18 protein-coding genes are annotated in these 23998 nt (G+C 75.8%); 5 read left to right on the top strand and 13 right to left on the bottom strand.

Going from position 1 to position 23998, the window contains the following annotated elements; all coding sequences use genetic code 11:
• Genes ACFWPI_RS04500 through ACFWPI_RS04510 form a run of 3 tightly spaced genes read right to left on the bottom strand, consistent with a single transcriptional unit; the run spans nt 1 to nt 8925 of the window.
• Nucleotides 1-1389, bottom strand: a complete 1389-nt coding sequence (locus ACFWPI_RS04500; protein WP_380368960.1) for a DHA2 family efflux MFS transporter permease subunit — start codon at nt 1387-1389, stop codon at nt 1-3.
• Complete coding sequence (locus ACFWPI_RS04505) at nt 1386-1571, bottom strand: MbtH family protein (RefSeq protein WP_063349847.1); 186 nt, start codon at nt 1569-1571, stop codon at nt 1386-1388. Before ACFWPI_RS04505 ends, ACFWPI_RS04500 begins: the two co-directional genes overlap by 4 nt.
• A complete protein-coding gene (locus tag ACFWPI_RS04510) occupies nt 1564-8925 on the bottom strand; it encodes an amino acid adenylation domain-containing protein (protein WP_380368957.1) in 7362 nt (2453 codons plus the stop codon). The genes ACFWPI_RS04505 and ACFWPI_RS04510 overlap by 8 nt, the downstream gene beginning before the upstream one ends.
• 124 nt (nt 8926-9049) lie before the next feature.
• Here ACFWPI_RS04510 and ACFWPI_RS04515 point away from each other — a divergent pair, with 124 nt between their 5' ends.
• A complete protein-coding gene (locus tag ACFWPI_RS04515; RefSeq protein ID WP_380368954.1) occupies nt 9050-10174 on the top strand; it encodes an amidohydrolase in 1125 nt (374 codons plus the stop codon).
• Nucleotides 10175-10337: 163 nt separating this feature from the next.
• On the opposite strand, the gene ACFWPI_RS04520 is transcribed toward ACFWPI_RS04515, so the two are convergent.
• The 7 genes from ACFWPI_RS04520 to ACFWPI_RS04550 form a co-directional block, all read right to left on the bottom strand.
• The gene (locus tag ACFWPI_RS04520; protein WP_380368951.1) at nt 10338-11102 is read right to left on the bottom strand and encodes an AMP-binding protein; all 765 of its coding nucleotides are present in this window, start codon (nt 11100-11102) and stop codon (nt 10338-10340) included.
• Nucleotides 11102-11326, bottom strand: a complete 225-nt coding sequence (locus ACFWPI_RS04525) for a phosphopantetheine-binding protein (RefSeq protein ID WP_063349844.1) — start codon at nt 11324-11326, stop codon at nt 11102-11104. Before ACFWPI_RS04525 ends, ACFWPI_RS04520 begins: the two co-directional genes overlap by 1 nt.
• Nucleotides 11327-11331: 5 nt before the next feature.
• Nucleotides 11332-11973 (bottom strand): isochorismatase family protein, encoded by a 642-nt coding sequence (locus ACFWPI_RS04530; protein ID WP_380368947.1) that lies wholly within the window; start codon nt 11971-11973, stop codon nt 11332-11334.
• Between the two features lie 13 nt (nt 11974-11986).
• Nucleotides 11987-13678 (bottom strand): (2,3-dihydroxybenzoyl)adenylate synthase, encoded by a 1692-nt coding sequence (locus tag ACFWPI_RS04535; protein ID WP_380368945.1) that lies wholly within the window; start codon nt 13676-13678, stop codon nt 11987-11989.
• A 20-nt stretch (nt 13679-13698) separates the two neighbouring features.
• Nucleotides 13699-14850, bottom strand: a complete 1152-nt coding sequence (dhbC, locus tag ACFWPI_RS04540; protein WP_380369120.1) for an isochorismate synthase DhbC — start codon at nt 14848-14850, stop codon at nt 13699-13701.
• A 278-nt stretch (nt 14851-15128) separates the two neighbouring features.
• On the bottom strand, nt 15129-15914 hold the full coding sequence (locus ACFWPI_RS04545; protein WP_380368942.1) for a 2,3-dihydro-2,3-dihydroxybenzoate dehydrogenase: 786 nt from the start codon (nt 15912-15914) through the stop codon (nt 15129-15131).
• A gap of 286 nt (nt 15915-16200) precedes the next feature.
• Nucleotides 16201-17385 (bottom strand): CapA family protein, encoded by a 1185-nt coding sequence (locus ACFWPI_RS04550; protein ID WP_380368939.1) that lies wholly within the window; start codon nt 17383-17385, stop codon nt 16201-16203.
• Nucleotides 17386-17684: 299 nt separating this feature from the next.
• On the opposite strand from ACFWPI_RS04550, the gene ACFWPI_RS04555 reads away from it, so the two are divergent.
• The 3 genes from ACFWPI_RS04555 (at nt 17685) to ACFWPI_RS04565 (ending at nt 20683) form a co-directional block, all read left to right on the top strand.
• The gene (locus ACFWPI_RS04555) at nt 17685-18908 is read left to right on the top strand and encodes a M48 family metalloprotease (protein ID WP_380368936.1); all 1224 of its coding nucleotides are present in this window, start codon (nt 17685-17687) and stop codon (nt 18906-18908) included.
• A 31-nt stretch (nt 18909-18939) separates the two neighbouring features.
• Nucleotides 18940-19362, top strand: a complete 423-nt coding sequence (locus ACFWPI_RS04560; RefSeq protein ID WP_063349838.1) for a MarR family winged helix-turn-helix transcriptional regulator — start codon at nt 18940-18942, stop codon at nt 19360-19362.
• Between the two features lie 109 nt (nt 19363-19471).
• On the top strand, nt 19472-20683 hold the full coding sequence (locus ACFWPI_RS04565) for a PP2C family protein-serine/threonine phosphatase (protein ID WP_380368933.1): 1212 nt from the start codon (nt 19472-19474) through the stop codon (nt 20681-20683).
• Nucleotides 20684-20697: 14 nt separating this feature from the next.
• Here ACFWPI_RS04565 and ACFWPI_RS04570 read toward each other — a convergent pair whose 3' ends face one another.
• On the bottom strand, nt 20698-21504 hold the full coding sequence (locus ACFWPI_RS04570; protein WP_380368930.1) for a GNAT family N-acetyltransferase: 807 nt from the start codon (nt 21502-21504) through the stop codon (nt 20698-20700).
• Nucleotides 21505-21600: 96 nt separating this feature from the next.
• Nucleotides 21601-22020, bottom strand: coding sequence for a MerR family transcriptional regulator (locus ACFWPI_RS04575; RefSeq protein ID WP_380368927.1), 420 nt, complete (start codon nt 22018-22020; stop codon nt 21601-21603).
• Between the two features lie 120 nt (nt 22021-22140).
• Here ACFWPI_RS04575 and ACFWPI_RS04580 point away from each other — a divergent pair, with 120 nt between their 5' ends.
• A complete protein-coding gene (locus ACFWPI_RS04580; RefSeq protein ID WP_380368924.1) occupies nt 22141-23130 on the top strand; it encodes an NAD(P)-binding domain-containing protein in 990 nt (329 codons plus the stop codon).
• Between the two features lie 3 nt (nt 23131-23133).
• Here the strand turns inward: ACFWPI_RS04580 and ACFWPI_RS04585 are convergent, their stop codons facing one another.
• Nucleotides 23134-23922 carry an SDR family oxidoreductase gene (locus ACFWPI_RS04585; protein ID WP_363366819.1) on the bottom strand — a complete coding sequence of 263 codons (789 nt, stop codon included), beginning with the start codon at nt 23920-23922 and terminating at the stop codon, nt 23134-23136.
• Nucleotides 23923-23998: the final 76 nt, after the last annotated feature.

Here is a 23998-nt window from a genome sequence, read left to right on the forward strand (position 1 = left end):
TCAGGGTGCCGGCGCCTCCCGGGGGAGGCGGGTGGTGAGGAGAGTGCCGGCGGCGACCAGGGCGGCGGTGAGCAGGAGGGCGAGGCGGTAGGGGCCGGGTGAGCCGCCGTCGGTGTCCAGGGCGCCGATGAGGGCGGCGGTGGCGGCGATGCCGAGGGCGCCGCCGAGGGTGCGGACGATGGTGAACAGGCCCATGGCCCGGCCCATCGCGGGCCCGGGGACGTCGGCGAAGCCGGCGATCTGGACGGTGAGCACGGCGGTGCCCAGGACGAGCCCGACCGCGAACATCAACGCCCGTACGGCCCAGGGGTTCTCGGCGAAGCCGAGGGCGGCCAGGACGAGCGCGGCGAGCAGCAGCGCGGGCAGCGCGAGGCGGCGGGGGCCGAACCGGGGCAGCAGGCGGTCGACCACCTGGGAGGCGGCCATCAGGCCGATCGCCTCGGGGAAGACGCTCAACCCTGCGTCGAGGGCCGAGGCCCCGAGGGCGGCCTGGTAGAGCAGCGGGAGGACGAACAGGGCGCCCATCAGGCCGGCCGAGGTGAGCAGCGCCAGCCAGGTGGCGGTGCCGAAGGTGCGGTCGGCGAGCTGCCGCAGGTCCACCAGCGGTTCGGCGGCGCGGAGTTGGTGGCGCACGGCGATGCCGAGCAGGAGGAGCCCGGCCACGCCGCCGAGCGCCACCGGGGGCGAGGACCAGCCGTGCGCCGGGCCGAAGCCGAGCGCGTAGGTGAGCAGCCCGAGGCCGGGGGTGGCGAGCAGGAAGCCGGTGGTGTCGAAGCGGCCGGCCGGGGGCTCGTCCGCCGCGCGCAGGCCGATGAGCCCGGTCACGACGGCCGCGACCCCGATCGGCACGTTGACCAGGAACAGCCAGTGCCAGGAGAGGTGTTCGGTCAGGAGGCCGCCGAGCGGCGGGCCGAGGGCGGGCATCAGGGCGGTCGGGACGATCAGGAACCGGCCCAGGCCGGCCCGCTCGTGCGGGGCGAAGGCCCGGAACAACAGGGTCATCCCGACGGGGGTGAGCAGCCCGCCGGCCACGCCCTGGACGGCCCGCGCGGCGGCGAGCGAGCCGAGGCCGGGCGCGGCGGCGCACAGGGCGGAGGCGAGGGTGAACGCGGCCAGGGAGCCGAGGAAGACCCGCTTCACGCCGAACCGGTCGCCGAGCCAGCCCGCCACCGGCAGGCCGACGGCGAGGCCGACCAGGAAGGCCGTCTCGACGGCGTTGGCGGCCGAGACGGGCCGCCCGAAGTCCTCGGCGATGGTGAACAGCGCGGGGTTGACGATGGTCGAGTCCAGGCCGTTCATGCACATCGCGGCGGTGTAGACCACGACCACCGCGGCGCGCCCCGCGAGCAGGGGGCGCGCCGGGGCGGCCTCGACGGCCGGAGGGGTCACAGGTCGGTCCAGTGGGCGGTGATCCACTGCACGGCGTCGGCGCGCTCGCACGGGCCGTGGGAGACGTTCCAGCCGGCCGGGACGGCGGCGAAGGCCGGCCAGAGCGAGTGCTGGCCCTGGTCGTTGACGAGGGCGAGGAACTCGCCGTCACCGTCGAAGGGGTTGGCGGGGGCGTCACTCATCGGAGGACTTCTCCAGGTGGTCGGTGATCACGCGGGCGATGTGCGCGATCGGGGCGGGCAGGGTCATGTCCTTGTGCGAGCAGGCGACGTCGGTGTTGTCGATGCGGCCGGACACGTACGGGATCCAGAGTTCGGGCACCAGGGTCTCGTCGATGGTGTCGACGGTGGCGCGGAAGAACAGCACGTCGCCGTCGAAGGGGCGGTGGTCGTGGCCCCGGACGAGGTGGTTGGTATTGAGGTAGATCCGGTTGAGGGCGGCCACGATGGCGTCGTCGAGCCCGGCGAGCGGACTGCCCTCGCGGCGCAGCAGCTCGGTGACGGCGGCGAGTTCGAGCGGCCGCCCGGCGAGGTCCTCGGGGCCGTAGCCGCCCATGGTGAGCAGCGCCTCCAGCGCCTCGGCCTGGTCGGGGACGGGCAGGTCGCGGAAGCCCTCGGCGGGGTAGGCGTCCAGGATCGCGAGCAGTTCGACGGCGTGGCCGAGGTCCTGGAGCCGGACGGCGACGGCGTGCGCGATGATCCCGCCGGTGGACCAGCCGAGCAGCCGGTACGGTCCCTCGGGCTGGACCTCGCGCAGCCGGTCGACGTAGTGCGCGGCCAGTTCGTCCAGGGTCTGCGGCAGGGGCCGGGCCGCCGTGGCGGCGCCGACGCCCTGGGCCTGGAGGCCGTAGATCGGCTGGTCGGCGGGCAGGTGGCGGATCAGGCCGGTGTAGCACCAGCTGAGGCCGCCGGCGGGGTGGACGGCGAACAGCGGGGTACGGCGTCCGGGCGCGGCGGGGCGCAGCGGGAGCAGGACGTCCAGCGCGTCGGCGCTCTGCGAGCCGGCCGCCAGGGCCGCGTCGAGGGCGGCGACGGTGGGCGACTGGAACAGGGTGCCGATGCCGACGTCCAGGCCGAGCAGTTCGCGGATCCGCCCGGCGAGGCGGACGACCAGCAGCGAGTGGCCGCCGAGGGCGAAGAAGTCGTCGTCGACGCCGACCGCCGCGACGCCCAGCACCTCGGCGAAGAGTTCGCACAGCTGCTGTTCGCGCGGGGTGCGCGGCGGGCGTCCGGCGCCGGTGGCGGGTGCGTCGGGGGCGGGCAGGGCGCGGCGGTCGAGCTTGCCGTTGGCGGTGAGCGGCAGCCGGTCCAGCAGGACGACGGCGGAGGGCACCATGTGGGCGGGCAGCTCGGCGGCGGCGTGGGCGCGCAGGTCCTCGGGGGTGACGGCCGCGACGGCGGCGACGGCGGCGACGGCGTGCGACTCCTCGGGGCTCGCCGTGGTGACCGCGTAGCCGACCAGGCGCTTGTCGCCCGGGGCGTCCTCGCGGACGACCACGGCGGCGTCGGCGACGCCCGGGTGGGCGGCCAGCACGGCCTCGATCTCGCCGAGTTCGATCCGGAAGCCGCGCAGCTTCACCTGCTGGTCGGCGCGGCCGAAGTACTCCAGGACGCCGTCGGCGCGGCGGCGGGCGAGGTCGCCGGAGCGGTACATCCGGGTGCCGCGTTCGCCGAACAGTTCGGCGTACGGGTCGGCGACGAAGCGCCCGGCGGTGAGGTCGGGGCGGCCGAGGTAGCCGCGGGCCAGGCCGGCCCCGGCTACGTACATCTCGCCGGTGACGCCGGGCGGGACGGGCTGGAGGTGCTGGTCCAGGACGTAGACCCGCAGGTCGGGGATGTTGACGCCGATGGTGCTGCTGCTCCCGGCGGCGGCGGTGGCCCGGTCGAGGGCGATGTAGGAGACGTGCACGGTGGTCTCGGTGATGCCGTACATGTTGACCAGGGTGGGCGCGTCCTCCGGGTGGCGGTCGTACCAGTCGTCGAGCCGGGCCAGTTCGAGCGCCTCGCCGCCGAACACCACGTAGCGCAGGGCGAGTTCGGCGCCGGGGCGGTCCCGGTCGGCGGCGCTGAGCTGGTAGAAGGCGGACGGGGTCTGGTTGAGCACGGTGACGCGTTCGCGGGCGAGCAGGTCGAGGAAGGCCGCCGGGTCGCGGCTGACCAGGTGCGGGACGACGACCAGGCGGCCGCCGTGCAGCAGGGCTCCCCACAACTCCCAGACGGAGAAGTCGAAGGCGTAGGAGTGGAAGAGGGTCCAGACGTCGTCCGCGCCGAAGCCGAACCAGTGGTCGGTGGAGCGGAACAGCCGGACCACGTTGTGGTGGGTGACGGGCACGCCCTTGGGCCGGCCGGTGGAGCCGGAGGTGTAGATGACGTAGGCGGTGTCCTCGGCGCGCAGCGGGCGGGTGCGCTCGTGCTGGGCCAGCGGCGTGGCCGGGTGGGCGGCCGACTCCGGTCCGTCGACGAGCAGTTGGGGCACCTGGTGGGCGGGCAGCCGGGGTGCGGTGGCGCGGTCGGTGAGCAGGGCGGCGGGGGCGGCGTCGGCCAGCATGTAGGCGAGGCGGTCGGCCGGGTAGTCGGGGTCGAGCGGCAGGTAGGCGGCGCCGGACTTGGCCACCGCGAGGAGGGCGACGACGAGTTCGAGCGAGCGCGGCAGGGCGAGGGCGACGATGGTGCCGGGGCCGATGCCGTTGGCGGCCAGCAGCCGGGCCAGGCGGTCGGCGCGGGTGGCGAGTTCGGTGTAGTCGAGCTGCTCGTCACCGCAACTGACGGCGACGGCCCGCGGGTTGGCGGCGGCCGCGGCCTCGAACAGCTCGGCCAGGGTGGTGTCCGGGGCCGGGGTGTGCGGGGCCGAGGTGTGCGGGGCCGAGGTGTCCGAGGTGTGCGGGGCCGGGGTGTGCGGGGTGCCGTTCCACTCGACGAGGGCGCGCAGCCGCTCCTCCTCGCCGATCAGCGGGAGCCGGCCGATCGCGGTGTCGGGCGCGGTGGCGGCGGCGGTGAGCAGCCGGGCGAGGCGGGTGGCGAGCCCTTCGACGGTGGCGGTGTCGAAGAGGTCGGTGCGGTACTCCAGGAAGCCGCCGATGCCGCCGCCGGGGAGCTCGCCCGCGTTGAGGGTGAGGTCGAACTTGGCGGTGCCGCTGGGGACGGCGGCGATCCGGGCGGTGAGGCCGCCGCCCAGCGGGTGAGGCTCGTCGGGGCGGCTCTGCCAGGCGAGCATCACCTGGAACAGCGGGTGGCGGGCGAGGGAGCGCGGCGGGTTGAGCTCCTCGACCAGGCGGTCGAAGGGCAGGTCGGCGTGCTCGTGGGCGGCGAGGACGGTGCTGCGGACCTTGCCGAGCAGCTCGCGGAAGGTCGGGTCGCCCGAGGTGTCGGTGCGCAGGACCACGGAGTTGACGAAGTAGCCGACCAGGTCGGCGGTTTCGGGGTCGTCGCGGCCGGCGACCGGGGTGCCGACGGGGATGTCGGTGCCGCAACCGTGCCGGGTGAGCAGGGCGGCGAGTCCGGCCTGGACGGCCATGAAGACGGTGCCGCCGGCGGTCCGGGCGAGCACGGCGAGGGCCGCGTGCGCCTCGGCGTCGAGGGTGAAGGGCACGGTGGCGCCGTGGTGGCCGGCGACGGCGGGGCGCGGGCGGTCGGCGGGCAGCTCCAACTGGTCGGGCAGGCCGGCCAGGGCGGTGCGCCAGTACTCCGACTGCCGCGCGGCGAGCGGGCTGGGCGCCTCGGAGGTGCCGAGCAGCTGCCGCTGCCAGGCCATGTGGTCGGCGAACTGCACGGCGGGCGCCGGGAGTTCCGGTGCGCGGCCGGCCAGCCGGGCGGTGTAGGCGGCGGACAGGTCGCGGACCAGCGGGGTGGTGGACGCGCCGTCGCTCGCGATGTGGTGGAGCAGCAGGAGCAGGGTGTGCTCGGCCGGGCCGTGGGTGAACAGGGTGGCGCGCAGCGGCGGCCGGCCGGTGAGGTCGAAGGCGTGCCGGACGGCTTCGGCGAGCTCGGTGCCGTCGTGCAGTTCGACGGGCGCGGCGGGCAGCACCCGCTGGTACGGCGTGCCGTCCGGCTCCTCGCCGTAGACCGTGCGCAGCACCTCGTGCCGGGCGGCGAGGTCGCCGAGGGCGAGGGTGAGGGCGGTCCGGTCGAGCGGGCCGGTGAGGGTCAGGGCGAGCGGGATGTTGTAGGTGGGGCTGGGGCCCTGGAGCCGGTGCAGGAACCACAGGCCGCGCTGGGCGGGTGACAGCGGCATCCGGTCGGTGCGCGGCACGGGCACCAGCGCGGGGCGGGCCTCGGGCTCGCCGCCGGGGTGCGCGTCGAGCAGGGCGGCGAGCGCGGCCGGGGTCGGGTGGCGGAAGACGTCGGCGAACCCGACGGCGGCGGCGAAGGTCTCGCGCAGCCGGGCGGCGAGGCGTCCGGCCAGCAGCGAGTGGCCGCCGAGGTCGAAGAAGGAGGCATCCCGCCCGGGCGCCTGCGGCAGATCGAGGACGTCGGCGAACAGGCCGCAGACCAGTTCCTCCTGCGGCGTGGCCGGGGCCGTGCCGGGCTCGGCGGCGGCGGGTTCGGGCAGGGCGCGGTGGTCGAGCTTGTCGTGGGCGGTGCGCGGCAGTTCGTCGAGGAGCAGGACGGCGGCCGGGACCATGTGGCCGGGCAGCCGGGCGGCGAGCGCGGCCCGCAGCGCGGCCGGGTCGAGGGCGACGCGGGGGGTGGGGGCGGGTTCGGCGGCGTCCTCCGACATGGCCTCGGCAACGGTCTCGGGGACGGCCTCGGACTCGGGAGCCGCCTCGGACTCGGAAAGCGCCTCGGAAGCTGCCTCGGCAACGGCCTCGGGGACGACGTAGCCGAGCAGCCGCTTTCCCTGCGGACCGGAGCGGGCGATCACCACGGCCTGGGCGACGCCCGGCAGTTCGGCGAGGGCGGCGGCGATCTCGCCGGGCTCGATCCGGAAGCCGCGGATCTTCACCTGGTCGTCGGCGCGGCCGAGGAATTCCAGGGTGCCGTCCGGTCGGCGGCGGGCGAGGTCGCCGGTGCGGTACATCCGGTCGCCGGGCGGGCCGAACGGGTCGGCGAGGAAGCGTTCGGCGGTGAGGTCGGGGCGGCCGAGGTAGCCGCGGGCCAGGCAGGCCCCGGCGACGTACAGTTCGCCGGAGACGCCGTCGGGCGCGGGGCGCAGCGAGCCGTCGAGGACGTAGGCGCGGGAGCCGCGCACCACCCGGCCGACCGGGGCGCCGTCGGGGCCAGGCGTCCAGGCGTAGGCGTCGACGGTGGTCTCGGTCGGGCCGTAGAGGTCGATCGGGTGCAGGCCGGCTGCGGCGGTGAGGCGCTGCCAGAGGGCGGGCGGGGTGGCCTCGCCGCCGACCGCGATGACCGCCGGGCGGTGCCACTCCTCGTCCAGGATGCCTTCGGAGAGCAGGACTTCGAGGTAGGAGGGGGTGACGTCGAGGTAGTCGACGCGCTCCCGGTGCAGGTGGCCGGCCAGGGCGGCCGGGTCGCGGTAGGTGGCGTCGTCGAGCAGGTGCAGCTCGTGGCCGTGGACCATCCACAGCACCGGGTCCCAGGAGGCGTCGAAGGCGAACGAGGCGCTGTGGGCGACGCGCAGGCGTTCGCGGCCGGTGCGGCGCACGGCCGGGGCGATGTGGTCCTCGCCGTGGCCCGCGTACAGGTTGGCCAGCGAGGCGTGGGTGACGACGACGCCCTTGGGGCGGCCGGTGGAGCCGGAGGTGTGCAGTACGTAGGCGGCGTGGTGGGGCCGGGGGGCCGGGGGCGCGGTGGCGGGCTCGGCGTCCGCGTCCCCGGGCAGCACGGTGGGCAGGCCGGCCGGCAGGTCCAGTTGGGCGAGGGCGTCGGCGGTGCCGACCGCGCAGACCGGGCGGGCGTCGTCCAGGACGGCGGCCAGGCGTTGCCGGGGGTGGGCGAGGTCGAGGGAGACGCAGGCGCCGCCGGCCTTGAGCACGCCGAGCATCGCGACCAGGGTGTCCACGCCGCGCGGCAGGGCGAGTGCGACCGGCGCACCGGCGCGCACGCCGAGGGCGTTCAGGCGGTGGCCGAGGCGGTTGGCGGCGGCGTCCAACTCGGCGAAGGTGAGGGCGGTTTTGCCGCTGCGGACGGCGACGGCGGCCGGGGTGCGGGCGGCCTGCGCGGCGAACAGCTCGGGCAGCGTCCGGTCGAGCGGCGGCTCCGCGCGGCCGGCGGTGGCGCGGCGCAGGCCGTCCGGGTCGAGCAGGTCGATCCGGGCGATGGGCGTCTGCGGGGCGGTGAGCAGCAGGTCGGTGAGGGCGTCGAGGTAGCGCAGCAGCCCGTCGCGGTGGGCGGCGAGCGAGGCGGTGTCGTGGCGGGCGGGGTCGGCGTCGAGGACGAGGCGCAGCGCGCCGCCGGGGGCGGGCGAGACGCCGACGGCGAGGTCGTCGACCGGCCCGGCGGCGAGGTTGCGGACGACGCCGGGCAGGCCGGCCAGGTCGAGATCGCCCTCGAAGGCCTTGATGTTGACCATCGGGCCGAACAGCGCGCGCCGCTCGCCGGTCAGCCCGAGGTCGCGGCGCAGGTCCTCCAGCGGGTAGCGCTGGTGGCGGCGGACGGCGCGCAGTTCGCGGACCACCCGGCGCAGCAGCGCCTCGGCGCTGTCGGCGGGGCGGACGGCCAGGCGCAGCGGGAGGACGTTGGCGGCGGCGACGGGGGTGCGCAGGGCGGCCGGTCCGCGGCGGTTGGCGAGCGGCAGGCCGAGCACGACGTCCTCGGTGCCGGCCAGGCGGTGCAGGTAGCCGGCGGTGGCGGCGAGGAGCAGTTCGGCCCAGGTGGCGCGGGCGGTGGCGGCGGCGCGCTCCAGTCGGTCGCGGGTGCCGGCGGGCAGTTCGGCGGTGAGGCGCAGGGGGGCCTGGGCCGGGGTTGCGGACAGCGCGGGCGCCGGGCTGCCCGGCAGGGTCGCCGGGGTGTCGGCGCCGGCCAGGCGGTCGGCCCAGTAGGCGCGGTCGGCCGGGTACTCCTCGCCGTCCCGGTAGGCGGCCTCCTCGGCGGCGACCTCAGCGAGGGTGGCGAACGGGCGTGCGGCGGGCTCGGCGCCGGTGGTGTGCGCGGTGTACAGCTCGGCGAGGCGCTCGCCGAGGAGGTTCAACGCGTAGGCGTCGACGGCGAGGTGGTGGATCCGCCGGTACCACTGGTACCGGTCGTCGGCGAGGCGGATCAGCGCGTGGGTGAACAGCGGGCCCTCGGCGAGGTCGGCCGGGCGGGCGAGGTCGGCGCGCATCCAGGCCTCGGCCTCGGCGGCCGGGTCGTGCGCGGCGCGCAGGTCGAGGTGGTGCAGCGGCCAGCGGCGGCCGGGGCGCGGCTGCTGGCGGGGCGTGCCGTCCGGGCCGGTGACGACGACGGCGCTCAGCGCCTCGGCCTCGTCGACCACCTGCCGCAGCGCGTCCTCGAACCGGGCCTCGTCGAGCGGGCCGGTGATCTCGACGGCGTCGCCGGTGTTGTAGACCGGGCTGTCGGGGTCGAGTGACTGCGCGTACCAGATGGCGGCCTGGGCGGCGAGCAGCGGGACATCGACGGCCTGAGTTTCGACGGCAGGCATGGTTCGGGGTGCTCCTCGGGGTCCGGCGAACGAAACGCCTAGTTAGGTTAGCCTAATCTAACTTCATATGATCTGCTCAACGGCCCCCCAGTGCGGGGGCCCTGACATCCCGGAGGCGCCACCCATGCCCCTGACCGCGACCAAACAGGCCGTCCGCGAACGCGTCCACGCGCACCGCGCGGAACTGCTCGCGCTCAGCCACCGCATCCACGCCCACCCCGAGACCGCGTTCGAGGAGCACCGCGCGGCCGCCTGGTGCGCCGAACTCCTGCGCGCCCACGGCTACGCCGTCACCGCGCCCGCGCACGGACTGGACACCGCGTTCACCGCGAGCCTCGGCAGCGGGCCGGTCACCGTCGCACTCGTCTGCGAGTACGACGCGCTGCCCGGCCTCGGGCACGCCTGCGGGCACAACCTGATCGCCGCCGCCGGCCTCGGCGCGGCACTCGGCCTCGCCCCGTACGCCGACCAACTCGGGCTCACCGTACGGGTGATCGGCGCACCCGCCGAAGAGCGCGGAGCCGGAAAGGCGCTGCTGCTGGAGGCGGGCGCCTTCGACGGCGTGGACGCGGCGATGATGGTGCACCCCTGCCCGGTCGAGGTCGCCGACTTCCGCTCCTTCGCGCTCGGCACCCTCTCCGTCCGCTACACCGGCCGCGCCGCCCACCCGAGCCTCAACCCGCACCAGGGGCGCAACGCCGCCGACGCGCTCACCGTCGCCCAGGTCGCCCTCGGGCTGCTGCGCCAGCACCTGCCGCCGCAGTGGCGGGTGCACGGCATCACCACGGCCGCCGGCACCGCGCCCAACCTGATCCCCGACAGCGCGAGCGCGGAGTACGAGATCCGTGCCTCGGCGGCCGAGGACCTCGCGCAGCTGCGCGCCCGGGTCGAGGACTGCTTCCGGGCCGGGGCGCTCGCCACCGGCTGCGAGGTGACACTCGACCGGCCCGAACCGGACTACCTGGACATGCGCTCCGACCCCGCCCTGCTCGCCCTCTGGCGGGCCAACGCGGCGGCGCTCGGCCGGCCGGAGCCGGTCGAGAGCGGGCCGTTCGCGTGCACCGACATGGGGAACGTCTCCCACGCCGTACCCGCCATCCACCCGGTGCTGGACATCACCGGCGGCGCCTGCGCCCCGCACGAGGCCGCGTTCGCCGAGGCCGCGGTGGGGGCGGAGGCCGACCGGGCGGTGCTGGACGGCGCGGTCGCCATGGCCTGGACGGCGGCGGACCTGGCGGCGAACGCCTGACAGCCGGCGGCTGACGACCGATGGTTGCCGATCGACGGCTGACAGATAACAGATGACAACTTTCAGATAACAGATTTCATCATCTGTTATCTGAAAGTTGTTCGCTGAATGTTGTCATCTGTTCGCCGCGCTCGCCCGCGCCCGCGCCCCCGCCCCGCCCCCTTCAGCTGCCGCCCAGCAGCGCCGCCGGCGTCGCCCGCACCGCCGTGACACCCAGCTCCCTCACCAGCTCCCCGACCTCGCCCGGCCGCTGCGGGTCGGCCAGCACCACGGCGGCGCCGGTCCGCAGCGGCCAGAGGAACTCCCAGAGCGGCAGGCCCAGTTGCAGCACCCGGTCGCCCGGGCCGAGCGGGTGGGCCGCCTGGAGCTCGCGCACCCGGCGGTCGGCCTCGGCGTGGGTGAGCCGGACGGCGTCCGGGCGCCCTCCGGGGCCGTACCCGACACACAGCAGGTGCTGCGGCGTGAGCGCCCGGGGCGGGTCGGTGGCCAGCTCGCCGTCCACGTCCAGCCCGGCCAGCGCCTCCGGCACCCCCTCCCCCAGCACGCAGACCGGCGCGGTCTCCGCGAGCAGCCGCTCCCGGCGTCCGGGCGCGTCCGCCGGGTCCAGCGGCAGGTACGCCGCGCCGGACTTGGCCACCGCGAGCAGCGCGGTCAGCAGCTGCGCCGGGTGGCGGGCCGGCGCCAGGCCGACCACCGCCCCCGGCCGGGCGCCGCGCGCGGCCAGGGCGCGCGCCAGCCGGTTGGCCGCGGCGTTCAGGTCCCGGTACGTGACGACCGCGCCGCCCGCGAGCAGCACGGCGGGGGCGTCCGGGGTCCGGGCCGCCTGCGCCTCGACCGGCCCCACGACGGTGGTCGGCGGGTACTTCGCCGCCCGGTCCGTGCGCGGGGGCGCCTGCGGCCCGGCGGCCTCCAGCAGCACGGTCTCCATCAGGCCGCGCCGAGCAGTGCGGCCCAGGCCTCGACGGCCGGGCGCTCGGCCAGTTGCACGAACGCCACCTCGGCGCCCTCGGCCCGCCAGCGCTCGGCGAGCGCCATCAGCCGGACCGAGTCCAGGCCCCAGTCGGCCAGGTTCTCGTCCAGCGGGACGTCCGCCGGGTCCTCTCCGAGCAGGTCGGCGACCTCGGCCCGGATCCGCTCCACGGTGAAGGCCATGCCCGTCACTTCCCTTCCAGCATCGCGAGGACGGCGTCGGTGGTGGTGACCTGCCCGCAGCGGCCGGCCACCCAGGACAGCGCCGCGCGGTGCTCGTCCGGGCCGAAGTCGGCGACCGCGTCGGCCACCACGCAGGCCGGCAGGTCGCGCATCCAGGCGTCGCAGGCGGTGGCCTGCACCCCGATGTGCGCGTACACGCCGGTGATCACCAGCTGGTCCCGGCCCTGCTCGCGCAGCAGCCGGTCCAGGTCGGTGCGCACGAAGGCGCTGTACTTCCACTTGGTGAGCAGCGTGTCGCCCGGTGCGGGGGCGACGGCGTCGGCGATCGCCGTCGCGCGCGGGTCGTCCGGGATGCCCGGGCCCCAGAAGTCCTGCTGGAGGCCGCGTTCGGCCGGGCTCTGCCCGCCGGGCTGGGCCGAGTAGAGCACCGGCATGTCGTGGGCGCGCGCCGCCTCGGCCAACCGGCCGACGTTCCCGAGGAGTTCGGGCACCGGCGCGGCGGCGGCGTCGAAGGCGTCCAGGAAGTGGTTCTGCAGGTCGTGCACCAGCAGCACGGCGCGGTCCGGATCGACCGTCCACGCGACCCGGTTGGCGGGCAGTTCGGTGGCGGCGGGCAGGGGATAGGAGGGAATGCGGGGCAGGCCCACGTTGGTCTTTCCTTCAGTGAGTAGGGAGTGCGGCCGCGATGGCGGCGCGCAGGTCCTTCTTGCTGACCTTGCCGATCCCGGTGGCGGGGAAGGCGTCGACGAACTCGACCCGGTCCGGCACCTTGTACTCGGCCAGTCCGCGCTGGCGTACGAAGCGCTTCAACTCGATGCTCTTCGGCGGCTGTTCGCGGTTCTCGGCGCGCAGGACGACGTAGGCGCAGGTGCGTTCGCCGAGGTAGGGGTCGGGCATCGACACCACCGCCGCGTCGTGCACGGCGGGGTGGGCGAGCAGGTGGTTCTCGATCTCCTCGGCGGCGACCTTCTCGCCGCCCCGGTTGATCTGGTCCTTGGCCCGGCCCTCGACCACCAGGTGGCCGGTGGGGGTGCGGCGGACGAGATCGCCGGTGCGGTAGAAGCCGTCGGCCGTGAAGGAGTTGGCGTTGTGCTCGGGCGCGTTCCAGTAGCCGCGGATGGTGTACGGGCCGCGGGTGAGCAGGTGGCCGGTGACGCCGTCGGGCAGGTCCTGGTCCTGGTCGTCGACCACCCGGACCTCGTCGTCCGGGGAGATCGGCCGGCCCTGGGTGGTGGTGATCAGCTCCTCCGGGTCGTCCAGGCGGGTGTAGTTGACCAGCCCCTCGGCCATCCCGAACACCTGCTGGAGCGTGCAGCCGAGCACCGGGCCCACCCTCCGGGCGGCCTCGGCGCTGAACTTGGCACCGCCGACCAGCAGCACCTCCAGGCTGTCCAGGCCCCCCGCGCCGGGGCCGCCCGCGTCGCGCTCGGCGGCGTCCAGCCAGAGCAGGGCCAGCGGCGGCACCAGTCCGGTGATGGTCACGCCCTCGCGCTCGATCAGCGGGAAGGCCGTCTCCGGGTTGGGCCGCGGGCACAGCACCACCCGGCCGCCCGCGTACAGCGTGCCGAGCGAACCGGGCGAGCTGAGCGGGAAGTTGTGGGCGGCGGGCAGCGCGCACAGGTAGACGCTGTCCTCGTCGAGCGCGCACAGCTCGACCGAGCCGCGCAGCGAGTAGATGTAGTCGTCGTGGGTGCGCGGGATCAGCTTGGGCACACCGGTGCTGCCGCCGGAGAGCTGGAGGAAGGCGACGCTCCCGGGCTCCGGCTCCTCGGCCGGACCGGGCCCGTCGCAGGGCACGTCCGCCAGCCGGAGGTGCTCGCCCGGGTCGTCCCCGGCCACCAGGACCAGCCGCAGCGCCGGGCTCTCCGCCTTGACCCGGGAGGCCAGTTCGCGGTAGTCGAAGCCGTTGTCGACGGCCGCGACGACGTAGCCGGCCGCCCCGGTGAAGGAGCAGAAGTAGCCGATCTCGGTGGCGCGGTGGGCCGGAAGCGCGAAGACCGGCAGCGCGCCGATCCGGAACAGCGCGAAGACCACCTCGAAGAACTCGGCCACGTTGGGCAGTTGGACCACCACGCGGTCGCCGCGCCCGATCCCCCGGGCGAGCAGCCCGGCGGCCATCCGGTCGGCGCGGCGGTCGAGTTCGGCGTACGTCCAGCGCCGCCCCTCCCCCGCCGGGTCGACGATCGCGATCCGCTCGCCGTGCGCGGCGGCGCGCTCGCGCAGCATCCGCCCGAAGGTCTCGCCACGCCAGTACCCGGCGGCCCGGTAGCGCTCGGCGAACTCGGCGGGGTACGGGGTGAAGGCGGACTCCTGAAGGGAGACCTGGTCCACAACGGCGAACTGACCCTGCATCAGAAAACTCTCCGGCGCCGTCACTGCGACACCCCCGCGGCGTCCAGGAAGGTGCGGAACTTGGCGCTGGTCTCGGCGAGTTCGTCCTCGGGCCGGGACCGGTCGACGACGCCCGCGCCCGCGTACACCCGCAGGGTCCGCTCGTCCGCCTCCGCGCAGCGGATGGTGACCACCCACTCGCCGTCGCCGTCCGCGTCACCCCAGCCGACCATGCCGGTGTACAGGCCTCGGTCGAAGGGCTCGACCTCGCCGATCACCCGCCGGGCGACGGCCGTCGGCGTGCCGCAGACCGCCGGGGTCGGGTGCATGGCGGTGGCCAACTCCAGGGCGGAGACCGCCGGATCGGCCAGTTCGCCGGTGATGGTGGTGGCCAGGTGCCACATCGCGGCGGTGCGCACCAGGGTCGGCCGCGCCGGCACGTCCAGGGTGCGGCAGTACGGCGCCAGCGCGGCGCGGATCGCATCCACCACGACGGCGTGCTCGTGCAGATCCTTGGGCGATTCCAGCAGCGCGGCGGCGCGCCGGACGTCCTCGCCGAGGTCGGCGCTGCGCGGCACCGAGCCGGCCAGCGGGTTGGCCAGGACGGCCGTTCCGCGCCGGGAGACCAGGAGTTCGGGGCTGGCGCCGATCAGCGTCCGCCCGCCGCCGGCGGGGACGGCGAAGGTGTAGCCGCCCGGGTCGCGGCGGCCCAGCCGCTGGAGGATCGCGGGCAGGTCCAGCGGGCGGTCGGCGCTCAGCTCCAGCGTGCGGGCCAGCACGACCTTGCTCAACTCGCCGCCGCGCAGCCGCTCGACGGCCGCCGCGACGCCCGCGCCGTACGCGGCCGGCTCGGGGATCGGGCGCACCTGCCAGTCGACCGGCTCGGCCGGCGGCGCGGGCAGCGCGATCAGCGGGTCGTCGCGCAGCGCCCCGGCTCTGCGGACTCTCTCGGGGACGGCGAGTTCGACCCGGCTGTCGTGGTCGAACGCCACCGCGCCGACCACCAGCGGCCGTTCGACCCCGGCGCGACGGGCCTCGGCCAGCGTCGCGGCGACCCGGACGGGCAGCGGGCGCTCGTCCTGCGGGACGCGGGCGTGCACCCCCGCGGTGAGCAGGGTGCGGGTCGGCGAGGCGAAGAACGCCTCGTCGGCCGCGGCCCGGTACTGGCCGAGCAGGCCGCTGGCCGCGCCGATGACGGCGTGGTCGGGGCCCGGGGCGGAAGCGTCGGCGGGCCCGGCGGGGGCCGGGGCGGCGGAGGGGGCGGGAGCGGCGTGCTCGGCGACACCCCCGGCGGGGGCGTGGTGCACCGTGGTCACCGTGAAGTCTCCAGTCTGGGACGGTCTGGACGGTCTGCGCGTCAGGGAGGAAGGTCGGGGAGGGAGGTCAGGGCATGGCCGGCGCCCGGGGGTTGCCCGGGGCGCGGAGGGGAGCGGAGGGGAAGGCGGGGGGATGGCGAGGGCGGTCAGGGCGGTCAGGCGCGCAGGGTCGCGCCGCCGTCGACGTAGAGGTCGTGCATGGTGATGTGCCGGGCCCGGTCGGAGGCCAGGAAGACCACCGCCTCGGCGATGTCGGCGGGTGCGGCGATCCGCCCGAGCGGGATGCCGACCCGCCAGGCGCCCAAGTCGCCGTCGATGACCCGCTGTTCGGCGGCCTCGGCGTCCTCGCCCCAGAGCGCGCGCTGCATCCCGGTGTCGGTCGAGCCGGGCGAGACGATGTTGCACCGCACGCCGGAGCGGGCGAGTTCCAGCCCGAGGCAGCGGGTGAACATGGTGGCCGCCGCCTTGGACGCCGCGTACGCGGCCATGCCGGCGCGCGGCACCCCGGCGGCGTTGGAGCCGACGGTGACCACGGCGCCGCGGCCGCGGTCGGCCATCCGGCGGCCGACCGCGCGGCCGGTGTGGAAGACGCCGGTGGTGTTGACCGCGAAGGTCTCCGCCCAGTCCTGGTCGGTGAGTTCGACGACGGGTGCGGTGCGCAGGATCCCGGCGACGTTCACCAGTGCGGCGATCGGCCCGAGTTGGCGCTCGATCAGGTCGACCGTGTCGTCCACCGACCGGCCGTCGGCGACGTCCAGGACGTACGGGTGCACGGCGGGCGACTCCGCCGCGAGGGCGGCGAGCGGGCCGGGGTTGCGGTCCACCGCGGCGACGACGGCCCCCTCGGCGACGAGCGCCCGGGCCACGGCCGCACCGATGCCCTGCCCGGCCCCGGTGACCATCGCGACGGCACCGGCGAATTCGGACTTTTGCACGGACATCCCCTCCGACCAGCAATATTAGGTAAGCCTAACCTAACACATATGTTCGGCTGCGCCGATGCCCTGTGCAGCCGTCAACTCACCGCCGCTCCCTCGACTCCGGCCCGATCGCCGCCGCTTCCGGGCGCGCCGGTACGAGACGTTTCGTCTCGCCGAGATGGTGGACCGAACCTCCCACGGCCACGGTGCCGCAGCGGCTGGAGGGCGGCGAACTGCCGGACGGCGACCGGGAGCTGATGGCGGCTCCCGGTCGCTCACGAGAGGGCCGCGGGCCCCCGGAGGCGACTCAGCCCGTCGCGCCGGTCGCCGGAGCCGACGAGGCCGGAGCCGCCGGGGCCGGGGCGAGGCCGGTGCAGCCCCGGAGGGCGTCGCGGCGCTTGCGGGCCGCCTCGGCGGTGGCGCCGGCGACCGGGACGGGGACGCCCTTGTCGTCGATGGTCGCCGGGGCGAAGGCCTCGCCGGTGACCTTGCCGTCGCGGGTGAGGGTGAGGGTGGTGACGCCGGTCTCGTTGGAGAAGGCGTAGTTGGAGGTGCCGTACCAGAGGAAGTTGCCGAAGCCGTAGCCGATGTACGTGTTGCCGAGCATGCCCGAGCCGACCATGGTGTGGGCGTGGGTGCCGACCACGGCGGTGGCGCCGGCGGTGGCGAGCTTCTTGGCGATGGCGGTCTGCGGGCCGGTGGGGCAGGCCTTGCCCTCGTCGCCCCAGTGCAGGTAGACGAGGACGACGGGTGCCTGCTGCTTGGCCGCCTCGACCGCCTTGACCAGCGCGGGGACGTCCAGCGCGGAGGCGATGCCCGGCTTGTTGGCGCCGGCCCGCCACTTCTGGTTGGTGAGGTCCTCGACCTGGCTGGCGGCGACGACGGCGACCTTCACGCCGCGCACGGTGGTGACGTACGGGGCGTACGCCTCCTTGGCGTTGCGGCCGACGCCGACGACCGGGATCGGCGAGGAGTCCTTGGCGGCGAGGGTGTCGGTGAGGCCGTCGGCGCCGAAGTCGACGGCGTGGTTGTTGGCCATGGAGACGACGTCGACGCCTGAGTCCTTGAGCGCCGAGAGCGCCTTGGGCGAGGTGCGGAAGGTGTAGGTCTTCGGCTCGGGGGCGCCGCGCCCGGTGATCGCCGTCTCCAGGTTGAGGACGGACAGGTCGGCGTCGGCGAGCGTCCGGGAGAGCGGGCCGAGGGCCTGCTCGGGCGGCTGGACGGCGAGCCGGGCCTCGGTGCGGCCCTCGAAGTGGACGTCTCCGGCGAACGCGACGGTGATGCTGCCGTCGGGCCGGGGCGCGGCGTTCTTCCCGGCGGCGGTTCCGGAGGGCGTCGCGCCCGGGCTGGTGGGCGTGCCCGCCGCCCCGCCCGAGGCGGCCGCGGTCGAACCGGGCGCGGCGGCCGGCGCCGGGGCGGGGTCGTCGGGCCCGCAGGCGGCTATGGCGGTCAGGCCGACGAACAGCGCGACGGCGGCCGCGGCACGGCGCATGAGTGGTTCCCCCCGGGTCGATCCAGAAGCGGTCAGCCTACGGCACGGCTTCCGCACCCATCCGCCTCGGTTCCGCAACATTCCGAGCACAACACCGGCTCCATTCCGAGCACGACACCGGATTCCGAGCACAGCACCGGCGGGCCGAACAGCACCGGCGGGCCGAACACCAACGGCGGGCCGAACACCAACGGCTGGAGCACCGGACGCCGAGGACTGAGCGCCGCCCCGGCGCGGTAGGAGATGCTGAACCGCCCCACCCGCCCCCGTCCGCCAGAGCCCGGAGCCGCACCCACCCCATGGACGACACCGAGACCACCGCCTCCGCCCCCGCCGGCCGCCCACCAGTCGACTTCACCCCCGCCGAGCGCGCCCGTGGCCGCGCGCTGCGCCGCGCCCAGCTGCCCTGGGCGCTGGGCGGGCGGCTGGCGGGCCTGGCGCTCACCCTGTTGCTCGGCCTGACCCCGGCCGGCGCCGGCCTGGTCTCGGCCGTCGGCGGCTGGTTCGGCGGCTCCCGGACGGCCGGGGTGCTGGCGGGCGCGGCGGCCCTGGTGGTGCTCGGCCAGGTGTTGCAGCTGCCGTTCGGCGCCCGGCTGCGGGCGGTCCGGACCCGGTACGGGCTGGTGACGCAGGGCTGGGCCGGCTGGGCGGTGGACGCGCTGCGCGGCCTGGGGCTGGCCCTCGTGCTGGTCCTTCCGCTGGCGCTCGGACTGTTCGCGCTGACCGCCTGGTCGCCGCGGCACTGGTGGCTGCCGGCGGCGGGCGCGGCGGCGGTACTGACGGCGGCGCTGTCCTTCCTGCACCCGCTGCTGATCGAGCCGGTGTTCAACCGCTTCACTCCGATGCCGCCGGGCCCGCTGCGCAGCGCCCTGCTGGCGCTGGCCGAGCGGGACGGCGTACGGGTGCGGGACGTCCTGGTGGCGGACGCCTCGCGGCGGACCACCGCGCTCAACGCGTACGTGTCGGGGCTGGGCGCGACCCGCCGGATCGTCGCGTACGACACGCTGCTGTCGACGGCCACGCCGCGCGAGGTGGAACTGGTGGTGGCGCACGAGCTGGGCCACGTGAAGCACCGGGACGTGCCGTTCGGCACCTTGCTGGGCGCGGTGGGCGCGGCCGCGGCCGTGGCCGTGCTGGGGGTGCTGGGCGCCTGGCAGCCGCTGCTGTCGGCGGCGGGGGCGGCGGATGCGGCCGATCCGCGGGCGCTGCCGCTGCTGGCGGCGTGCGCGGCGCTGCTGGGGGCGCTGTCGGGGCCGGCCCAGTGCGCGGTGAGCCGCCGGATCGAGGCCAGGGCGGACCGGCACGCACTCGAACTGACGTCGGACGCCGAGCAGTTCGTCGCGATGCAACGCAGACTGGCGTTGGCGAACGTCTCCGATGTCGACCCGCCGAGGGCGCTTGAGCTACTGTTCGCCACTCACCCGAGTGCGACCCGCCGGATTGCCGCCGCCCGCGCCTGGCAGGCCACTCAGGGGCAGGGAGGCCCGGAGCGGCGCGCGGACCCGGGGGATTCCGTTGTATAGTGCAACAAATATCGAGGAGGTAGGAACGTTCGTGCCCGGCCGCCAGTCGTCCATCGACGCCATCCAGCGCGAGCTGACCGCCTTCGCCCGGCGCGCCCGGCACAAGGCCTCCCAGCTGCACCCCGACCTCTCCCTGGTCACCTACAGCATCCTCGACCTGATCACCGAGCGCGGCGGCTGCCGGGCCGCCGACGTGGCCGCCCACTTCATGCTCGACAAGTCCACCGTCAGCCGCCAGGTCACCGCCCTGGAGAAGCTCGGCCTGCTGCGGCGCGAGGCCGACCCGGACGACCAGCGCGGCCAGATCCTGCGCGCCACCGAGGCCGGGCTCGCCCTGCTGCAGGACGCCAACGAGCAGCGCCGGCTGGCCTTCACCGCCCGCTTCACCGACTGGTCCGACGAGGACGTCGCCCGCTTCGCCGCCTACCTGGCCCGCTACGGCGAAGAGGGCTGAGACTCCCTGCACTGAGACCCCCTGTACGGAGTGCGCCCGAGGGCCTCCGGGGTGCACCCGAGGAGCGCCCGGGGTGCGCCGCACCGCCCCGACGGTGTACAGAGGAAAGGTGCCACTCCGGCAGCGTCCCCGTGACCCGCAGCCCCGCGACCGCCCGCGCGACCGCCGCCGCCCCCGGCGGCCCGACCGTCGCGCGCTGACGGCGCTGTCGCTCGCGCTGATCGTCGTGATCACCGTCGTCGACATCCTCTCCCCCGCACAGATCCACCTCGGCCCGCTGCTGATCGTCGCCCCCGCGCTCACCGCCTCCTACGCCGGCGCCCGGGCCACCGCCGGGGTCGCCCTGCTGGCCCTCGCCGCGCTCACCGTCATCGGCATCCTCCGGGACGGCCTCACCAGCGCCAACATCGAGACCCAGTTGGGCGCGCAGCTCGTCGTCTCCGCCCTGATCATCGGACTGCGGGCGCTGCGCGAACGGTACGAGCGCGAGCTGGCCCAGGTCCGCTCGGTGTCCGAGGCCGCCCAGCGGGTCCTGCTGCGCCCGCTGCCGGACCGGATCGGGCCGCTGCACCTGGCCTCCGTCTACCTGGCCGCCGAGGCCGAGGCGCAGGTCGGCGGCGACCTGTACGCGGCCGCCCGCACCGCCACCGGCACCCGGCTGCTGGTCGGCGACGTCCGCGGCAAGGGCCTGTCCTCGCTCGGCGACGCGGCCCTGCTGCTCGGCGCCTTCCGCGCCGCCGCCCACCTGCACGCCGACCTGCCCGGGCTCGCCGCCTACCTCGACGGCAGCGTCTGCTGGGACCTCGCCCAGCTCGGCGAACAGGCCCGCCGGCGCCGCCTGAGCGGCGAGGACCCGGACGAGGCGGCCCCGCCGGAGGACAGCGGCGAGTCCTTCATCACCGCCGTCCTGCTCGACATCCCCGACGACGGCACGGCGGTCCGGCTGATCGACTGCGGCCACCCGCCCCCGCTGCTGCTGCGCCCCGACGGCATCACCACGCTGGCCGCCCGCCGCCCGGCGCCGCCGCTGGGCCTGGGCGAGCTCGCCCCGGTCCGCTACGAGGTGGAGACCTTCCCGTTCCAGCCCGGCGACCGGCTGCTGATCTACACCGACGGCGTGATCGAGGCCCGCGACGCCGACCGGCGCTTCTACCCGCTCACCGACCGCGTCACCGCCTGGCAGGACGAACGTCCGACCGCCCTGCTCCACCACCTGCGCCGCGACCTGCTCGCCCACGTCGGCGGCCGGCTGGACGACGACGCGGCGATGGTCATCGTCGAGCGGCTCCCCCAGCTCCCCCAGCTCCCCCAGCTTCCCTAGCTCCCCCGGCTTCCCTAACTCCCCTGGCCGGCGTCCGAGGAGGCGGGCGGCTGGTGGACGTACGGGGTCGACGTGGTCAGGATCGCGAATCCGAGCCGTTGCAGGATGGGGCGGCTCTGGTCGCTCGCGTCGACCTGGAGGTAGCGGTACCCGAGGTCGGCGGCGATGCGGGCCCGGTGGGCGACCATGGCCCGGTAGATGCCCCGCCCCCGCCAGTCGGCGACGGTGCCGCCGCCCCACAGGCCCGCGAACTCGGTGCCCGGGTTCAGTTCCATCCGCGCCGCGCACACCGGGCGCTCGCCGGCCATCGCCACGACCAGGCTGACGGTCTCCGGGCTCCGGGCCAGCTGGTCGAGCATCCGCTGCCGCAGGCGGGCGCCGCTGGTGCCGAAGGCCTGCTCGTGGACGTCCGCCACGAGGTCCACCCCGGCCCGGTCGGTCACCGGACGCAGGTGGACGCCCTCGGGCAGGGCGGTGTCGGTGGCGAGGTCCTCGATCCGGGCCACCATCACCGCCTCCTGCGGCTCGGCCGTGAACCCGGCCGCCCGCAGCCGTTCCCCGAGGTCACCGGGCCGGTCGTGGGCGTAGGTCTTCCATTCGAACTCGCGGCCCAGTGCGGTGAAGTACCGCACCTGCGCGGCGATCGCCCGATCCGCCGTGGCCTCGTCGAGGTCCGACCACAGGACGCCGTTCCAGTCGTGGGCGGCGCCGACCTGCCGGATGACGTCGCCGTCCCGCTCGATCCGGGTGCCGGGGCCGTCGGGCTTCGCTTCGCGCCTCAGTCGGCGGTCGAACAGGGCGAGTGTGTCCTCATGATCCATCCGCCCACTCCAGCACAGGGCGGCGTGCCGCGCGATCGGGTTTCTCCCGGCGGCGCGGCCCGGGCCCGGCGGGCGCACGCCACGGGACGACAGGGCTCAGGCCCGGTGGGGAGGGCGGCGGGCGGAATCCTGGTCCGGGCGGGGTGCGCGGATGAGGTCGCTCGGCGCGTCGGCCCCCATGATCGCGTCCAACAGCCCTCGCGCGGCGGCGAGTTCGTCGATCTGGCGGGTGATGCGGGCGCGCTCGCGGGCGAGGCCGGTGAGGAGCTCGGGGCAGGTGGGGCCGGGGCGGCGCGCGCCGGGGCGGGGGAGGCCGGGGAGGATCCGGGCGATGGCGGCGCTGCCGAGGCCGGCGGCGAGGAGGGTGCGGATGCCGTGGACGGTGTCGATGTCGGGTTCGCCGTACTCGCGGTAGCCGCTGGGGCGGCGGGCGGGGGCGAGCAGGCCCTGTTCCTCGTAGTAGCGCAGGGCGCGGGGGCTGACGCCGGTGCGCCGGGCGAGTTCTCCGATCCGCATGCCGTGCCGTCCTTCGTTCGTCCGACTCCGCCATTGACGCCGACGTCGGCTCCGACGCCGGCTCTGACGTCGACTCCGCCGTTGACTCTGACGTCGACGTGAAGGTCTAGCGTAGCCGCCATGCCGACCGAACGATCTTCCGCAACCCCTCTCTCCCCCAACGCAGTTGCCGTCCTCGGCCTGGGCCCGATGGGCCGGGCGCTGGCCCGGGCCCTGCTGGCCGCCGGGCATCCGGTGACGGTGTGGAACCGCACGCCCGGGCGGGACGCCGAACTCCGCGCGCTCGGGGCGCGGTCCGCCGCGACGGCGGCGGAGGCCGTCGCCGCCGGACCGCTCGCCCTGCTCTGCGTCCGGGACCAGGCCGCCGCCCAGGCCGTCCTGGACTCCGCCGGAGCCGCGCTGCGCGGCCGCACGCTGGTGAACGCCACCTCCGTCACACCGGACGACGCCCGCGCGAACGCCGCCCGGGCCGGGGCCGGCGGCTTCCGGCTGCTCAACGCCGCGATCCTCACCCCCGCCCCGACCATCGGGCGGCCCGAGGGCGCCGTGCTGCTGAGCGGCGACGCCGGGGCCTTCGCCGCGCACGAGGCGGCCCTGCGCACCCTCGGCGGGGGCGTCCGGCTGCTCGACAGCGGGAATCCGGGCCGGGCGGCGGCGTTCGACGCGGCGCTGCTGGACCTGTTCTGGACCACCGTGCACGGCTACCTGCACGCGCTGGCGCTGGCCCGCGCCGAGGGCATCGGCGGCGCCGAACTCGCCCCGTACGCACAGGGCCTGCCCCGCCTGCTGCCGGCCCTGATCGACGAGTTCGCGCAACGGGCGGACCAGGGCAGCCACCCGGGTGACCGCAGCAGCGTGGCCTCGGCGGAGGCCGGCCTGGCGCACGTCGCCCACACCGCCCGGGCGCGCGGCCTGGACACCGCCGTGCTGGACGCGGCACTGGGCGTCACCCGGCGGGCGGTCGCGGCCGGTCACGGCCCGGACGGGGTGTCCGCCCTGGTCGAGACCGTCGGGACCATCAAGACCGCCGGGGCCGCCGGGGCCGCCGGGACCATCGAGACCGCCGGGGCCGCCGCGACCGCCGGTGGCGTCGAGCACACCGAGGGCTGACGGCTACTGCGCGAGGTAGCCGCCGTCGACGGGCAGCACCGCGCCGGTGATGAAGGAGGCGTCGTCGGAGGCGAGGAACAGGACGGCCGCCGCGACCTCCGCCGGGGCCCCGAGGCGGCCCATGGGGTGGCGCTTCTCGATCGCGGCGAGGTACTCCGTCCCGCCGGGCTCGTCGTACAGGCGGGCGACGCGGTCGGTGGCGATGGTGCCGGGGGCGACGGCGTTGATCCGGATGCCGCGGTCGGCCCATTCGACGGCGAGGTGCCGGGTGAGGCCGGAGGCGACGAACTTGGCGGGCCCGTAGACCGCCTGGCCGCGCTGGCCGGCCTCGCCGGAGATGGAGGAGACGCAGACGATCGCCCCACCGGGCCGTTCCTGGGCGGCCATCGCCTGGATGCCGTACTTGCAGGTGAGGAACATGCCGCGGCCGTCGACGGCCATGACCTGGTCCCACTCCTCGGCGGTGGCCTCGGTGACCTCCATGAGCGGGATCACCCCGGCGTTGGCCACCAGGACGTCGAGGCGGCCGTACCGTTCGACGGCGGCGTCGACCATCCGGCGGGCGTCCTCGTCGCTGGCCACGTCGCCGACCACCGTGCTGACGGCGTGCGGGAACCGGTCGGCCAGCCGGCGCAGGCCCTCGGCGTCGATGTCGGTGCCGACCACCGAGGCGCCCTCGCGTACGAAACGTTCGGCGACGGCCCGGCCGATGCCGTTGGCCGCGCCCGTCACCACGCAGGACCGCCCGGCCAGGCGGCCCGCCGACACCCCTGATGTGTTCTCAGTCACCATGCCACCGGACTCTACCGACTCCACGTCAGGAAGCCCGGTGCATCGACCAGTTGATCAATGCACCGGGCCGGCCGCC

Origin of the sequence: Kitasatospora sp. NPDC058492 (assembly GCF_042720685.1) — a bacterium.
Taxonomy (GTDB): Bacteria; Actinomycetota; Actinomycetes; order Streptomycetales; family Streptomycetaceae; genus Kitasatospora.

Bases quoted from the DNA above. Each gene is read 5' to 3' on its own strand.
- ACFWPI_RS04535 (WP_380368945.1), bottom strand. From the start codon at position 13,678: ATGCAGGGTCAGTTCGCCGTTGTGGACCAGGTCTCCCTTCAGGAGTCC.
- ACFWPI_RS04545 (WP_380368942.1), bottom strand. From the start codon at position 15,914: ATGTCCGTGCAAAAGTCCGAATTCGCCGGTGCCGTCGCGATGGTCACC.
- ACFWPI_RS04520 (WP_380368951.1), bottom strand. From the start codon at position 11,102: ATGGAGACCGTGCTGCTGGAGGCCGCCGGGCCGCAGGCGCCCCCGCGC.
- ACFWPI_RS04505 (WP_063349847.1), bottom strand. From the start codon at position 1,571: ATGAGTGACGCCCCCGCCAACCCCTTCGACGGTGACGGCGAGTTCCTC.
- ACFWPI_RS04550 (WP_380368939.1), bottom strand. From the start codon at position 17,385: ATGCGCCGTGCCGCGGCCGCCGTCGCGCTGTTCGTCGGCCTGACCGCC.
- ACFWPI_RS04555 (WP_380368936.1), top strand. From the start codon at position 17,685: ATGGACGACACCGAGACCACCGCCTCCGCCCCCGCCGGCCGCCCACCA.
- ACFWPI_RS04585 (WP_363366819.1), bottom strand. From the start codon at position 23,922: ATGGTGACTGAGAACACATCAGGGGTGTCGGCGGGCCGCCTGGCCGGG.
- ACFWPI_RS04580 (WP_380368924.1), top strand. From the start codon at position 22,141: ATGCCGACCGAACGATCTTCCGCAACCCCTCTCTCCCCCAACGCAGTT.
- ACFWPI_RS04515 (WP_380368954.1), top strand. From the start codon at position 9,050: ATGCCCCTGACCGCGACCAAACAGGCCGTCCGCGAACGCGTCCACGCG.
- ACFWPI_RS04510 (WP_380368957.1), bottom strand. From the start codon at position 8,925: ATGCCTGCCGTCGAAACTCAGGCCGTCGATGTCCCGCTGCTCGCCGCC.
- ACFWPI_RS04575 (WP_380368927.1), bottom strand. From the start codon at position 22,020: ATGCGGATCGGAGAACTCGCCCGGCGCACCGGCGTCAGCCCCCGCGCC.
- ACFWPI_RS04570 (WP_380368930.1), bottom strand. From the start codon at position 21,504: ATGGATCATGAGGACACACTCGCCCTGTTCGACCGCCGACTGAGGCGC.
- ACFWPI_RS04525 (WP_063349844.1), bottom strand. From the start codon at position 11,326: ATGGCCTTCACCGTGGAGCGGATCCGGGCCGAGGTCGCCGACCTGCTC.